Below are 13,954 nucleotides of genomic sequence, written 5' to 3'. Positions count from 1 at the left end.
GGCCATGCAGCGGCGCCGGCTCGAGAAGCTAGGCCGCATGGCCCTGCAGGTGGCGTGGCGACTTCAGCCGGAACCGGAGCCTTCGGTGCCCGTGGTGTTTTCTTCGCGCCACGGCGACATCACCCGCACCTTCCAGATGCTGCGCGGCCAGGCCGGCGGCGAAGCGCTTTCGCCCACGCACTTCGGCCTGTCCACGCACAATGCCGTGATCGCCCAGTATTCGATCGCGCGCGGGCTGACCGGCAACTACCTGGCGACCGCAGGCGGCGTCGAGTCCCCGGAAGCCGCCGTCACCGAAGCCCTGGGCTTGCTCGCCGACGGCGAAGCCTCGGTGCTGGTCGTGCACTGCGACGACCTGACGCCACCCGACTACGCCTGTTACCGCGACGAGCCCGAAGCGCCTTATGCCTGGGCCTGGCGCCTGCGCCAGCCGCAGGAAGGCGAGACGGCGCTGGCGCTGGCGCCGGGCGGGCAGGGCGCGCTGGCTGCGTCGGCGCCGCCGGTGTTGCCGCACGGCCTGGACGTGATGCGCTGGCTGCTGTCCGCAGACCCGTACATGCTCGCACCGTTGTCGGGACGCCGCTGGACCCGCGATGCCTGAGCGTTTCAACCACGCCTGGCGAATCGTCGGCACCGCCGTTTCCTTCGCGGCCTTCGGGCTGGGCGGGCTGCTGCTCGGCCTGCTGGTGTTCCCGCTGCTGCGCCTGTTCGTGCGCGACCCGGTGCGCCAGGGCCGGATCGCGCGGGCACTGATCCGGCGCAGTTTTGCCGGGCACATCGGGCTGATGCACCGGCTGGGCGTGCTCAGCTACGAACTGCATGGCCTCGAGCGCCTCGACCGCCGCGGCCTGCTGGTGCTGGCCAACCACCCGACGCTGATCGACGTGGTGTTCCTGGTTTCGCTGATCCCGCAGGCCGACTGCGTGGTCAAGGCACGCCTGCTGGCCAACCCCTTCACCCGCTGGCCGGTGAAGGCCACGGGCTACATCTGCAACCACAGCGGCGCCGGCCTGGTCGAGGACTGCATCCGCACGGTGCATTCGGGCCGCAACCTGGTGATCTTCCCGGAAGGCACGCGCACCCCGCGCGACGAGCTTCTCGGACCCCTGCAGCGAGGCGCCGCGAACATCGCCGTCAGGGGCCGGACAGACGTCACGCCGGTGCTGGTGACCTGCCAGCCGCGCACCTTGGCCAAGGGTGAGAAATGGTATCGTGTGCCTTCACGGCGTTTTCACGTCAGAATCGAGGTCTTGCCGGACATCCCGGTCGCCCCGTTCCTGGACGGCGCCGCGTCCGAGGCCCTCGCGGCCCGGCACCTGAGCGAATCCCTGGACCACTTCTTCAAGACGGAGCTGTCGCGTGTCGGCGCTGCAAACTGAAATCAAGGAACTGATCATCACCACCCTGTCCCTGGAGGACATCGGCCCCGACGACATCGACGCCTCCGCGCCGCTGTTCAACGAAGGCCTGGGCCTGGATTCGATCGACGCGCTGGAGCTGGGTCTGGCCCTGCAGAAGCGCTATGGCGTGACCCTCGCGGCCGACTCGGCCGAAACCCGCCAGCATTTCGCCAGCGTCGATGCGCTCTGCGCCTTCGTCGCGGCGAACCAGAAGCAGTAAGGCCCCCGGGCCGCAGTACGAGTTCCAGGAAAATGACCAAGGACCAGCTCTTCCAACGCATCGTCGGCATCCTGCACGACACTTTCGACATCGACCCGGCCCGGGTCACGCCGGCCTCGCGCCTGGGCGAAGACCTGGATATCGACAGCATCGATGCGGTGGACCTGATCGTGCAGCTCAAACCCCTGCTGGGCGGCAACCTCAAGCCCGAGGCCTTCCGTTCCGTGCGTACCGTGCAGGACGTCGTCGACGCGCTGCACGCGATGATGCACGCCGGCGACGGTTCCGCCGCGGTCGGCTGAACATGCGCGCCGCGACCGGCCTGGCCTGGCTGGCGACCCTGCTGTACCCGCTTGCCGTCTGGTTCGGACTGGCCCACTGGGAAGCGCGCTGGGTCGCCCTGCTGCTTCTGGTGGTTGCCGGGCTGCGGGCCCTGGCGTCGCCGGAACCGATCTGGCGCGTGGCGGCCGCCGGCGCCGGCCTGCTGGTGCTGGCCAGCTTCCTGGCCAACGACGGCCTGCCGCTCAAGCTTTATCCGGTTCTGGTGAACCTGGCGCTGCTGGGCGTGTTCGCCACCAGCCTGTGGCGCCCGCCGACCGTCATCGAACGCCTGGCGCGACTGCAGGAACCGGACCTGCCGCCCGAAGCCATCCCCTACATCACCCGGGTCACCCAGGTCTGGTGCGGATTTTTCGTGGTCAACGGCGGCATCGCGCTGTGGACGGCGCTGGCGGCGTCCGACGCCACCTGGGCCCTGTACAACGGCCTTATCGCCTACCTGCTGATCGGTGCCCTGGTCCTGGGCGAACGCCTGCTGCGCCCGCGCCGTGGGCACTGACATGCGGCTGCCACTGGCCCGCCTGTGCGAACCGGGCTGCCTGCCCGGTGATCGCGAAATCCTGCCGGGCCTGGTCGCTTCGGCCTGGCTGGCCCGCGTCGCTGCCTGGCGCCAGGCCCTGGCGGAGGCGCCGGCGGGCGACGTGGCCCTGTTCCATGAAGACGCCGGCGAATTTTCCGCCGCGTTGTTCGGCGCCTGGCAGGCGGGGCGCACGCCCTGGCTGCCGGGCGACGTACTGCCGGCCACACTCGAACGCCTCGCCACGCAAACGAGCCTGCGCCTGGGTGAGCTGCCCGACGCGCTGGCGCCGGACGCGCCTGGCAACCCCGCGAAACTTTCGGCGCTGGACCCCGGTGCCTGCCGGCTGGTGCTCTACACCTCCGGTTCCACCGGCGAACCGGGCGCGATCAGCAAGAGCCTGGACCAGCTCGACCGCGAGGTGGCCGCGCTGGAAGCCGCCTTCGGTGAACGCCTGCAGGGCGCGCAGGTGCAGGGCACGGTCTCGCACCAGCACATCTATGGCCTGCTGTTCCGGGTGCTGTGGCCGCTGTCGGCCGGCCGCGTGTTCGCGCCGCGGCGGCTCGCCTTCAATGAACAGCTGACGGCCCTGGGCGGCACGCCGGTGGCCCTGGTCGCCAGCCCCGCGCACCTCAAGCGGCTGCCGGCGAACCAGGACTGGTCGGGCCTGGCCGGTGGCCTGCGGGCGGTGTTTTCCTCGGGCGGTCCGCTGCCGCCCGACGCGGCGCTGGACGTGCGCCGGCTCTGGGGCCAGGCCGCGATCGAGGTGTTCGGCAGCACCGAAACCGGCGGCGTCGCCTGGCGCGCCCCCGGCGGCGAGCAGGCGCCCTGGCAGGTCTTGCCCGGCGTGCAATGGCGCATCGAACAGGGCCGCCTGCACCTGCGGTCGCCGCACCTTGGCCACGACGGCTGGCAGGCCACCCAGGACCGCGCCGAAGCCTCGCCGTTGGGCGGCTTCGTGCTGCTCGGCCGTGCCGACCGCATCGTCAAGATCGAAGAACGCCGGATTTCGCTTGAAGCCATCGACGCGGCGCTGCTCGCTTCTCCCTGGGTCAGCGAGGCGCGGGTCGTGCCCTTGCCCGGGCACCGGATCCTGCTGGGCGCGGCCATCGTGCCGTCGCCGGAAGGGCAGGCGCTGCTGGACGCCGAAGGCCGGACCGCGCTGGCCAACCGCCTGCGCGAGGCGCTTTCCGGCCGCGTCGATGCCATCGCCTGGCCGCGGCGCTGGCGTTTCCTCGAGGCGCTGCCCACCGATGCCCGCGGCAAGACGCCGCAGCGTGACCTGCTGGCGCTGTTCCGCCCGCACATGCCGACCCCGGCCTGGTTGGAACAAAGCAGCGAACGCGTGCGCCTGCAGCTGGACGTGGACCCGGGCCTGGCGGTGTTCGACGGCCACTTTCCGGAGGCCGCCATCCTGCCGGGCGTGGCCCTGCTGGACTGGGCGACCCGACTGGCGCGGCAGGCATTCCCGGTCGCCGGTGAGTTCGCCGGCATGGACGCGGTGAAGTTCCAGCACCTGGTGCGGCCCGGTGACCGGCTCGACGTGGAACTGACCTGGCAGGCCGCCAAGGGCCAGCTCGCGTTCCGCTTCAGCTCGGCCACCGGCGTGCATGCCAGCGGACGCCTTCGCTTCCAGGCGGGGCAGGGCGCATGAACCCGCCGTTTTCGCCGCTGGTGGTGGTGCCGGTGTTCGACCACCCGCAGGCCATCGAAGGCCTGGTGCAGACCCTGCGCGGCCTGGGCGCGCCCTGCCTGCTGGTGGATGACGGTTCGGGCCCGGAGTGCGCCGCGCTGCTGGCGCGCCTGGCCGCGGATTTCCCGGGCGAGGTGTCGCTGCTTCGTCTCGACCACAACCAGGGCAAGGGCGCGGCGGTGATGGCCGGCCTGCGCGAAGCCGGACGGCGCGGTTACAGCCACGCGCTGCAGATCGACGCCGACGGCCAGCACGATGCCCGCGACGTGCCACGGTTCCTGGCGATGGCGCGGGAAACCCCGGGCGCGGTGATCAACGGCCATCCGGTCTACGACGACTCGGTGCCCAAGGCGCGGCTTTACGGCCGCTACGCCAGCCACGTCTGGGTCTGGATCAATACGCTGTCGCTGGCGATCCGCGATTCGATGTGCGGCTTCCGGGTATATCCGCTGGCGCCGACGCTGGCGCTGCTCGATCGCGAACACATCGGCAGGCGCATGGACTTCGATACCGAAGTCCTGGTGCGCCTGTACTGGCAGGGCCTGGACGTTCGCGACTGCCCGACGCGCGTGACCTACCCGGAACACGGCGTCTCGCATTTCCGGATGCTGCGCGACAACGTGCGCATCACGGCCATGCACACGCGGCTGTTCTTCGGCATGCTCCGGCGCCTGCCGCGGCTGCTGGCCCGCAAGGTGCGCCGCTGATGCGCTCGCAGCACTGGGCCGAGGTGGGTGAATCGACCTTGGCTGCTCTACGGCGTGCACCGTGCGTTCGGGCGCTGGCCCTTCCTGATCTGCCTGTATCCGGTCGTGCTGGCCTACTGGCTGGGCAGCCCGCTGGCGCGCCGGAGTTCCCTGGAATACCTGCGGCGCCTGCATGCCGCCGAGCCGGGCCTGTTCAGCCGCCGGCCGGGCTGGCGGGCGAGCCTGCGCCATTTCACCTTCTTCGCCGAAACCCTGCTCGACAAGATGCTGGCCATCGGTGGCCGCATCCCGCGCGAGCGCGTGCGCTTCACCGGCTACGAACCCATGCTGGCCGCATCGCGCGCAGGGCAGGGCGGCATCATCGTCACCGCGCACATGGGCTGCCTGGAGCTGATGCAGGTCGCCGCCACCTGGCGCGAAGGCCTGCGGGTATCGATCCTGGTGCACACCGCGAATGCGCAGCGCTTCAACCAGATCCTCGACCGCATCAACCCCAAGGCCAGCGTGCGCCTGCTGCAGGTCACCGATTTTTCGCCGGCCACGGCGATGATGCTGGCCGACCGCGTCGCCGCCGGCAAATTCATCGCCATTGCCGGCGACCGGGTGCCGGTGGCCGGCGACCGCATCGCCCGGGCGAACTTCCTGGGCCACCAGGCCGAGCTTCCGGCCGGGCCCTACCTGATGGCCGCCGTGCTGCGCTGCCCGGTGTGGCTGCTGTCCTGCCAGCACGAAGGCGGGGGCTACCATGCCCGCATCGAACTGATGACACAAAAAGTGACGCTCGCCCGGCAGGACCGCCAGGCCGGCCTGGATGAACAGGCGGCACGCTTCGCCGGCTGGATGACGGCACGGCTGCGAGAATCCCCGTATGACTGGTTCAACTTCTATCCGTTCTGGGACCCCAGCCCCCATGGCAAGCGCTCCGACTGACCCCCGCTCCCTCGTCATCGACGGCAGCCCGCTGCGCATCGAGGACGTGGCCGACCTGGCCCGCGGCGACGCCCGCTGCCGGCTGTCGGACGAGGCCGGCTTCCAGGCGCGCATCAACCGCGGCGCCGAGTTCGTCGACCGCCTGATCGCCGAGGACGGCGCCGTTTATGGCGTCAGCACCGGCTACGGCGATTCGTGCACGGTGGTGATCCCGCCGGCCCAGGTCGCCGAACTGCCGCATCGCCTGTACACCTACCACGGCGTTGGCCTGGGCCGTTTCCTGGACCCCGAAGAGACCCGCGCCGTACTGGTGGCGCGCCTGGCTTCGCTGTCGCAGGGCATGTCGGGCGTCAGCCTGGGCCTGCTGCGCCAGCTGCAGGCCCTGCTTGAACACGACATCCTGCCGCTGATCCCGGCCGAAGGTTCGGTCGGCGCCAGCGGTGACCTGACACCGCTTTCCTACGTGGCCGCCGTGCTGTGCGGCGAACGCGAGGTCCTGCACCGCGGCCGCGTGCGGCCCGCCGCCGAAGCCCTGGCCGAACATGGCCTGGCGCCGCTGAAGCTGCGGCCCAAGGAAGGCCTGGCGATCATGAACGGCACCGCGGTGATGACCGCGCTGGCCTGCCTGGCCTGGCGCCGCGCCGATTACCTGGGCCGGCTGGCGACACGCATCACCGCCTTCAACGTGCTGGCCAGCGACGGCAATGCCCACCATTTCGACGAGGCCCTGTTCGCGGTCAAGCCGCACCCGGGCCAGCAGCGGGTGGCCGCGCGACTGCGCCAGGACCTGGCCTCCGACCGCCCGCCGCGCAACGAACAGCGCATCCAGGACCGTTATTCGCTGCGCTGCGCCCCGCACGTGATCGGCGTGCTCGAAGACGCGCTGCCCTGGCTGCGCGCGAACATCGAAAACGAACTCAACAGCGCCAACGACAATCCGATCATCGACGCCGCCCAGGAAATGGTGCTGCACGGCGGCCACTTCTACGGCGGCCACATCGCCTTCGCGATGGACTGCATGAAAAACGCCGTCGCCAACCTGGCCGACCTGCTCGACCGGCAGATGGCGCTGCTGGTGGACGCGCGCTACAACCACGGCCTGCCGGCCAACCTGTCGGCGGCTTCGGGCGAGCGCGCCGCGCTCAACCACGGTCTCAAGGCGCTGCAGATCAGCGCGTCGGCTTGGACCGCCGAGGCCCTGAAGCTGACCATGCCGGCCTCGGTGTTCTCGCGTTCCACCGAATGCCACAACCAGGACAAGGTGAGCATGGGCACGATTGCCGCCCGCGACTGCCTGCGCATCATCGAACTCACCGAACAGGTGACGGCGGCGCTGCTGGTGACGGCGCGCCAGGGCGTGGCGCTGCGGCGTGCGCTGGAGCGCGACACCGGCCTTTCTTCGGCTCCCGAGGCCATGCTGGTGGACCTGGGCCAGCGCGTACCGCTGGTCGTAGAAGACCGCGCCCTGGACGGCGAGCTGCGGCAGCTGATCCAGGCCATCCGCGACCGCGCCTGGAGCCTGTATGAAGACTGAGTTCAGCGCCGAGGTGACGCTCACCCCGGCCTTCCACGACATCGACCCGATGGAAGTGGTCTGGCACGGCCACTACGTCAAATACTTCGAGCTGGCGCGCTGCGCGCTGCTGCAGTCCTTCGACTACGACTACCCGCAGATGCGCGCTTCGGGTTACGCCTGGCCCATCGTCGACCTTCGCGCCAAGTACGTGCGTTCGGCGCGTTACGGCCAGTCGCTGGTGGTGCGGGCGATGCTGGTGGAGTGGGAGAACCGCCTGAAGATCGACTACCAGGTGCGCGACGCCGACACCGGCGAGGTGCTCACGCGCGCCACCAGCATCCAGGTGGCGGTGGACCTGGCCAGCGGCGAGATGTGTTTTGCCTCGCCCAAGGCGCTGCTCGAGCGGCTGGGGAAGGCGACGTGATGCGCCGCTGGTTCGCCATGCTCCTTATCGCTGCCAGCCTGGCGCAGACGCCCGCCGCGGCATGCTCCGACGAAGCGATGCCCGCCGTGCGCGCCCGCATGGAACAGCCCGAGGTCCTGCGCGGGCGTTTCGTGCAGGAAAAACACCTCAAGGGTTTCCGCAACCCGCTGCGTTCGGAAGGCCGGATGCTGCTCGTGCGCGAGCGCGGCATCGCCTGGGACACCACCGAACCTTTCGCCTCCAGCGCGGTGCTGACCCGCGAGAAGCTGACCAGCGAACTGCCCGACGGCAGCCGGCAAACCCTGCTCGATGCCGCCGACGGCCCGGCCGCCGGCGCCACCGCCAGCCTGCTGATGGCCCTGGTGGCCGGCGACCTGGACGTGCTGGCCGAACGTTTCGAAATCGAAGAAACCCTGCTCGACGACGGCGCCTGGCAGCTTGAACTCAGGCCCCGCGAGCCGGCGCTGCAGCGGGTGTTCGCGCGTTTCCAACTGAACGGCGACCGCCACGTGCGCGAAGTGCTGATCGAAGAGACCGGCGGCGACACCACGCGCGTCAGCCTGCTCGAGCTGTCGAGCGAACCGGCGCAGCCGAGTCCTGCCGAGGTGGCGCGTTTTGACTGAAGCCCGCCGTCCCCGCGCCTGGGCCTGGCTGGCCCTGTCCTGGCTGGTCGCCGTTGGCGCGCTGGCCTGGCAGCAGGCCGGCTTCTGGCGCGAAGGCCGGCTCGACAGCGACGTGCTGGCATTGCTGCCCGGCGCTCACGAAGACCCGCGCCTGGCGCAGGCCAATGCCCGGCTGGCCGAAGGCGGCACCCGCCAGCTGGTCGTGCTGCTGGGCCACGCCGACTGGCCGACGCTGCGGCGCGGCGCCGAGGCCTTCAATGCCAGCCTGCGCGAGGACCCGCGCCTGGCGCCGCTGCCCGACGACGGCTCCGCGGACGCGGCGATGTCGGCCTATGCGCCTTACCAGCGCGGACTACTGACCCGCGAGCAGCGGCAGCGGCTGTCGGACACCGATCCGGCGACGCTGGGCCGGCAGGCGCTGGCACGCCTGTTCGCGCCGGGCTCGGCGCCGGGCTGGGCCGCCGATCCACTGGGCCTGGAACTCGGCTGGTGGCAGGCGCGGGCGGGGCAGGGGCCGGTGCCCCGGGACGGCCTGCTGGCCATCGAAGAGGCGGACCGGCACTGGGTCGTGCAACGTTTCGAACATGTCGGTTCGCCCTTCGCGCTCGACGGCGAACGCCATCTGCAGTCGGCGCTCGACCGCGCCCATGCCGCGGCCGAAGCCGCCGCCGGCCAGCCGCTGCAGCGCCTGCAGGCCGGCGTTCCGCTGCATGCCGAAGCCGCGGCGACGCAGGCCAGCCGGGAAGTCGCCACCATCGGCCTGGGCTCGCTGGCCGCCGTGCTGCTGCTGGTCTGGCTGGCGTTCCGGAGCCTGCGGCCGATCCTGCTGGTGGCTGTCTCGCTGGTGGTGGGTGTGGCCGCCGGCGTCGCCGTCACCGCCTGGTGTTTTGGGCAGGTGCACCTGCTCACGCTCGTGTTCGGCGCCAGCCTGGTCGGCGTCGCCGAGGACTACGGCATCCACTATTTCGCCAGCCGCCAGCAGGACCAGTCGCCGCCGCGGCCGCTGATGCGGCGTTTGCTGCCGGCCCTGTCGCTGGCGCTGGCCACCAGCGTGCTGGCCTACCTCACGCTGGCGATCGCCCCGTTCCCCGGGCTGCGGCAGATGGCGGTGTTTTCCGCAGCCGGGCTGACGGCGGCCTTCCTGACGGTCGTGCTGTGGTTTCCCTTCCTCGACCGCCAGTCACCGCGACCCAGCGGCTTCAGCCGGGCCGTGGCCGCGAGCCTGGCGCGCTGGCCGCGCTGGCCACGCGGGCTGGCCGGCGTTGCGCTGGCGGTGCTGGTGGCAGCCGGCATCCTCGGTGGTCTGTGGCAGCTGCAGGTGCGCGACGACCTGCGCAGCCTGCAGGCTTCGCCGGCGGCGCTGGTGGCCGGCGAACGCGACACCGCGCGTCTGCTGTCCCTGCCCAGCCCGGCGCAATATTTCCTGGTGCAGGCACAAACGCCGGAAGCGCTGCTGCGCGCCGAAGAACGCCTGGTCGACCAGCTTGCCGCACTGCGCGGGCAGGGCGTGCTGAGCGGCTGGCGCGCCGTGTCCGATTTCCTGCCTTCGCAGGCGCGACAGTCGGACGACGCGGCTCTGCGCCAGGCCGCGGATGCCGCGGCACTCGCGCTGGCCTCGGAGGTCCTGGAAGAAGACCTCGTGCCGGCACCGGCACCCACGCAGACCCTGCAGCCGGACACCTGGCTGGCCGCGCCGGCGTCGCTGCCGCTGCGTCCGCTTTGGCTGGGTGAACAGGACGGCCGCTGGGCGACGATCGTGCTGCTCGAAGGCCTGGTGCCGGCGTCGGTCGCTTCGCTGGCAAGCGTGGCGGCGGAGTCGGAGGGTGTGCGCTGGGTGGATCGCACCGCCGCGTATTCGGACCTGCTTTCGCACTACCGGCGCATGATGGGCGGCCTGGTGTTCGCCGCCTACGCCGCCGTCGGCCTGGCCCTGGTGCTGCGTTTCCGCCGCCGCGCCTGGCGGGCCTTGCTGCCGACCGCCCTGGCCGGCGCCACCAGCCTGGGCCTGCTGGGCTGGCTGGGCGTGCCGCTGGACCTGTTCGGCGTGCTGGCCCAGCTGCTGCTGCTGGGATTTGGCATCGACTACGGCATCTTCCTGCTTGAACACGACGACGACCCGGCCAGCTGGCTGGCGGTGTCGCTGGGTGCGGCCAGCACCACGCTGGCCTTCGGCCTGCTGGCGCTGTCGGCCACCCCGGCCCTGCACAGCTTCGGTTTGAGCCTGCTGCTGGGCATCGGCCTGGTCTGGCTGCTTTCCCCCTGTTTCCGCATGCGCCGCGAAACCGGCGCATTGGCCCACTGATTGCGACCTGCGAGACTGCCCCGATGAATCCGCGCACCGAAACCACCCAGGTACTGATCGTCGGCGCCGGCCCGGCCGGGTCGGTCGCGGCCGCGCTGTTGCGCCAGCAGGGACGGCAGGTGCTGATGCTGGAAAAGCAGCGCTTCCCGCGTTTTTCCATCGGCGAAAGCCTGCTGCCCCAGTCCATGGAATACCTGGAACAGGCCGGCATGCTGCGTGCCGTGGTCGAGGCCGGCTTCCAGCACAAGAACGGCGCCGCCTTCGCCCACGACGGCCGCAACACCACCTTCGACTTCCGCCAGAAATCCAGCCGCGGCTGGGGCACCACCTACCAGGTGCAGCGCGCCGACTTCGACCACGTGCTGGCGCGCGAAGCACAACGCGCCGGCGCCGAACTGCGCTTCGAACACGAAGTACTGTCCGTCGACGTCGCCGGTGAAAAACCCCGGGTCAGCGTGCGATCGCCGGAAGGTGAAACCTACGAAGTGGTCGCCGACTTCCTGCTCGACGCCAGCGGCTTCGCGCGCATCCTGCCGCGCCTGCTCGACCTTGAACGCCCTTCGCGTTTCCCGGTGCGAGGCGCCATCTTCACCCACGTGCACGACGGCATCGCGCCGGGTGCCGCCGGCTTCGACCGCAACAAGATCCTGATCACCGTGCATCCGCGCCACCAGGACGTGTGGTACTGGACCATCCCGTTTTCCAACGGCACCTGTTCGCTGGGCGTGGTGGCCGAGCAGGCTTTCCTGGGCCGGTACGAAGGCAGCGAAACCGAACGCCTGCAGGCCATCGTCGGCGAGGACCCCGGGCTCTCGACGCTGCTGGCCAATGCCCGGTGGTCGATGCCGGCGCGGCAGATCGTGGGTTATTCGGCCAATGTCGATTCGCTCTGGGGCCGCAACTATGCGCTGCTGGGCAACGCCGGCGAGTTCCTCGACCCGGTGTTTTCCTCGGGCGTCACCATCGCCTTCAAATCGGCCAGCCTGGCCGCGGCCTGCCTGGCGCGCCAGTTCGGCGGCGAGCCCGTGGACTGGGAAGCCGACTACGGCCGCCCGCTGCGCGCCGGCGTGGACACCTTCCGCACCTTCGTCGAAAGCTGGTACGCCGGCGGTTTCCAGAAAATCATCTTCCACGAGAACGCCAACCCCGCGATCCGCGAAATGATCTGCTCGATCCTCGCCGGTTACGCCTGGGACACGTCCAACCCCTACGTCGCCGATTCCAAACGACGCCTGGGCGTGCTGGAACAACTGTGCGCGGCCTGATCGTCCTGCTGCTGGCGGCGGTGATGGCGGGCTGTGCCGGCCAGGCGACGCGTGCGCCGGCCAGCGCCATGCCGGCGCTGGCACTTTCGCCCGCGGCGCTGGGCGGCACGCTGGCGCTGGAGCAGCGGCTGGTTTTCGAACACGGGCAGCGCAGCGACACCGTCGACGCGCTGGTCGAAGCCGACGCCCATGTCGTGCGCATCGTGCTGCACCGCCAGGGGCAGGTCTTGCTGCGGCTGGCCTGGGACGGCAAGGAGCTGCAGCAGGAGCGCGCCGAACAGCTTCCCGAAACCTTGGCCGCGCAGCGCGTGCTCGCCGACCTGCAGCTGGTGTACTGGCCGGCCGAAGCCATCAACCAGGCGCTGCCGGCAGGCTGGCAGCTGCGCGACGAGCAGGGCGTACGCACGCTTTTCCATCGCGGCGACGTGGTCGCGACCGTTCAGAAGACCGGCGACAACCAGGCCCGGCTGGAAAACCTTCGCGAAGGCTATCGCCTGCACATCCGCTCCGTGCCGGTGCGCCCATGAGCCCGGTTTTCCTCAATGAACTGGCCATGGCCTGCGCCTTGGGCGCCGACCTTGAAACGGTCGCCGCGAACCTGTTCGCCGCCGATGCAGCCGGTGGCCTGGTTGAAAGCGAGCTCGCCAGCCCGGGGCGGATGCTGGCCATTGGTCGCGTGCCCGGTGAACTGCCGTCGCTGGCGGCGCTCGACGTGCCCCTGCGCGGCCGCAACAACGCCCTGCTGGAACTGGCCCTGGCGCCGATCCGCCCGGCCGTCGAACGCCTGGTGGCGCGCCACGGTGCCTCGCGCGTGGCGGTGGTGCTGGGCACCAGCACCTCGGGCGTGGGCGAAAGCGAAGCCGCGCATCGCGCCTTCCTGGCCGAAGGCCGCTGGCCGGATTCCTTCCACTACACCCAGCAGGAAATGGGCATGCCGGCGCGATTCGTCGCCAGCCGCCTTGGCCTGACGGGACCGGCGCACGTGATTTCGACGGCCTGTTCGTCCAGCGCCAAGGCCCTGGCCTCGGCGGCGCGCCTGATCCACGCCGGGCTGGCCGACGCCGTGGTCGCCGGCGGTGCCGATTCGCTGTGCGAATTCACGGTGGCGGGTTTCAGCGCACTCGGCTCGGTGTCGGCCACGCGCTGCCAGCCGTTTTCGCGCAACCGCTGCGGCATCAATATCGGCGAGGGCGCGGCCTTGTTCGTGGTGAGCCGCGACGAAGGCCCGGTGCGCCTGTCGGGCTGGGGCGAAAGCTCCGACGCCCATCACATGTCGGCGCCGGAACCGGAGGGGCAGGGACCCGAACGCGCGATCCGCGCCGCCCTTCAGCGCGCCGGCCTGGAGCCGGGCGACATTGATTACGTGAACCTGCACGGCACCGCCACGCCGCAGAACGACGCCATGGAAGCCCGCATGATGTCGCGGGTCTTCGGCGCCGGCACGCCCTGCAGTTCCACCAAGGCGCTGACCGGCCATACGCTCGGCGCCGCCGGCGCCATCGAAGCCGCCATTGCCTGGATCACCCTGGCCCGCAACCCGGGGCGGCACCTGCCGCCGCACTGGTGGGACGGCGCCGTCGATCCCGGGCTTCCGGCAATCCACCTGGTGGCACCGGGCACGCGTGCCCTGCATTCGCCGCGCCGGGTACTCAGCCAGTCCTTCGCCTTCGGCGGTTCCAACGCCGCGCTGGTGCTGGAGGCGGTATGAACGACGCCGTGCGCGCCGCCGTCGAACGCCTGGTGCCGCATCGCGGCGGCATGCTCTGGCTTGAGCGCATCCTTGCCTGCGACGGCGAGGGCGCGGTGGCCGAAGCCGTGGTGCGCGAGGACCATCCCTTCTTCGACGGCGGCGGCGTGCCGGCCTGGGTCGGCATCGAATACATGGCCCAGTGCATCGCCGCCTGGGCCGGCGGCCAGGCGCTGGCGAAGGGCAAACCGGTCAGCCCGGGCTTCCTGCTGGGCACGCGGCGGTACGAAAGCCAGCGTCCGGTGCTGGCCGTGGGCACCCGCCTGCGCAT

The 13,954-nt window shown here is 70.7% G+C and carries 15 protein-coding genes and 1 pseudogene; all 16 read left to right on the top strand.

All coding sequences use genetic code 11. The features are described from left to right. The coding region (locus AACZ35_RS07210) for a beta-ketoacyl synthase chain length factor (RefSeq protein ID WP_339827674.1) at positions 1–601 on the top strand (601 nt) is incomplete at its 5' end. Next, positions 594–1,379, top strand: a complete 786-nt coding sequence (locus AACZ35_RS07205; RefSeq protein ID WP_339827672.1) for a lysophospholipid acyltransferase family protein — start codon at positions 594–596, stop codon at positions 1,377–1,379. The genes AACZ35_RS07210 and AACZ35_RS07205, both read left to right, overlap by 8 nt. Next, entirely contained in the window at positions 1,360–1,620 is a 261-nt protein-coding gene (locus AACZ35_RS07200; protein ID WP_339827670.1) for a phosphopantetheine-binding protein, read from the top strand. The genes AACZ35_RS07205 and AACZ35_RS07200 overlap by 20 nt, the downstream gene beginning before the upstream one ends. 32 nt (positions 1,621–1,652) lie before the next feature. After that, entirely contained in the window at positions 1,653–1,922 is a 270-nt protein-coding gene (locus tag AACZ35_RS07195) for an acyl carrier protein (RefSeq protein WP_188662074.1), read from the top strand. A gap of 2 nt (positions 1,923–1,924) precedes the next feature. Then, positions 1,925–2,458, top strand: coding sequence for a hypothetical protein (locus tag AACZ35_RS07190; protein WP_339827665.1), 534 nt, complete (start codon positions 1,925–1,927; stop codon positions 2,456–2,458). A gap of 1 nt (position 2,459) precedes the next feature. Further along, on the top strand, positions 2,460–4,130 hold the full coding sequence (locus AACZ35_RS07185) for an AMP-binding protein (protein ID WP_339827662.1): 1,671 nt from the start codon (positions 2,460–2,462) through the stop codon (positions 4,128–4,130). Next, positions 4,127–4,876, top strand: coding sequence for a glycosyltransferase family 2 protein (locus tag AACZ35_RS07180; RefSeq protein WP_339827660.1), 750 nt, complete (start codon positions 4,127–4,129; stop codon positions 4,874–4,876). Before AACZ35_RS07185 ends, AACZ35_RS07180 begins: the two co-directional genes overlap by 4 nt. Before the next feature lie 27 nt (positions 4,877–4,903). Next, positions 4,904–5,806 (top strand): acyltransferase, encoded by a 903-nt coding sequence (locus AACZ35_RS07175; protein WP_339827657.1) that lies wholly within the window; start codon positions 4,904–4,906, stop codon positions 5,804–5,806. Next, positions 5,787–7,340: an aromatic amino acid ammonia-lyase gene (locus AACZ35_RS07170; RefSeq protein WP_339827654.1), complete on the top strand. Its 1,554-nt coding sequence runs from the start codon at positions 5,787–5,789 to the stop codon at positions 7,338–7,340. The genes AACZ35_RS07175 and AACZ35_RS07170 overlap by 20 nt, the downstream gene beginning before the upstream one ends. Next, on the top strand, positions 7,330–7,746 hold the full coding sequence (locus AACZ35_RS07165) for an acyl-CoA thioesterase (protein WP_339827652.1): 417 nt from the start codon (positions 7,330–7,332) through the stop codon (positions 7,744–7,746). Before AACZ35_RS07170 ends, AACZ35_RS07165 begins: the two co-directional genes overlap by 11 nt. Next, on the top strand, positions 7,746–8,369 hold the full coding sequence (locus AACZ35_RS07160) for an outer membrane lipoprotein carrier protein LolA (protein ID WP_339827650.1): 624 nt from the start codon (positions 7,746–7,748) through the stop codon (positions 8,367–8,369). The genes AACZ35_RS07165 and AACZ35_RS07160 overlap by 1 nt, the downstream gene beginning before the upstream one ends. Continuing rightward, positions 8,362–10,671, top strand: coding sequence for an MMPL family transporter (locus AACZ35_RS07155; RefSeq protein ID WP_339827647.1), 2,310 nt, complete (start codon positions 8,362–8,364; stop codon positions 10,669–10,671). The genes AACZ35_RS07160 and AACZ35_RS07155 overlap by 8 nt, the downstream gene beginning before the upstream one ends. 23 nt (positions 10,672–10,694) lie before the next feature. Then, on the top strand, positions 10,695–11,936 hold the full coding sequence (locus tag AACZ35_RS07150; protein ID WP_339827643.1) for an NAD(P)/FAD-dependent oxidoreductase: 1,242 nt from the start codon (positions 10,695–10,697) through the stop codon (positions 11,934–11,936). Then, a complete protein-coding gene (locus AACZ35_RS07145) occupies positions 11,924–12,463 on the top strand; it encodes a DUF3261 domain-containing protein (RefSeq protein WP_339827640.1) in 540 nt (179 codons plus the stop codon). The genes AACZ35_RS07150 and AACZ35_RS07145 overlap by 13 nt, the downstream gene beginning before the upstream one ends. Then, the gene (locus AACZ35_RS07140) at positions 12,460–13,644 is read left to right on the top strand and encodes a beta-ketoacyl-ACP synthase (RefSeq protein ID WP_339827636.1); all 1,185 of its coding nucleotides are present in this window, start codon (positions 12,460–12,462) and stop codon (positions 13,642–13,644) included. The genes AACZ35_RS07145 and AACZ35_RS07140 overlap by 4 nt, the downstream gene beginning before the upstream one ends. After that, a pseudogene (locus AACZ35_RS07135) lies at positions 13,641–13,954 on the top strand (hypothetical protein); the annotation flags it as partial. The gene AACZ35_RS07140 and the pseudogene AACZ35_RS07135, both read left to right, overlap by 4 nt.

Origin of the sequence: uncultured Arenimonas sp. (assembly GCF_963976025.1) — a bacterium.
Classification (GTDB): domain Bacteria; phylum Pseudomonadota; class Gammaproteobacteria; order Xanthomonadales; family Xanthomonadaceae; genus Arenimonas.
Note: the sequence above shows the minus strand (reverse complement) of the source record. Positions and strands in the feature narration are given on the sequence as shown.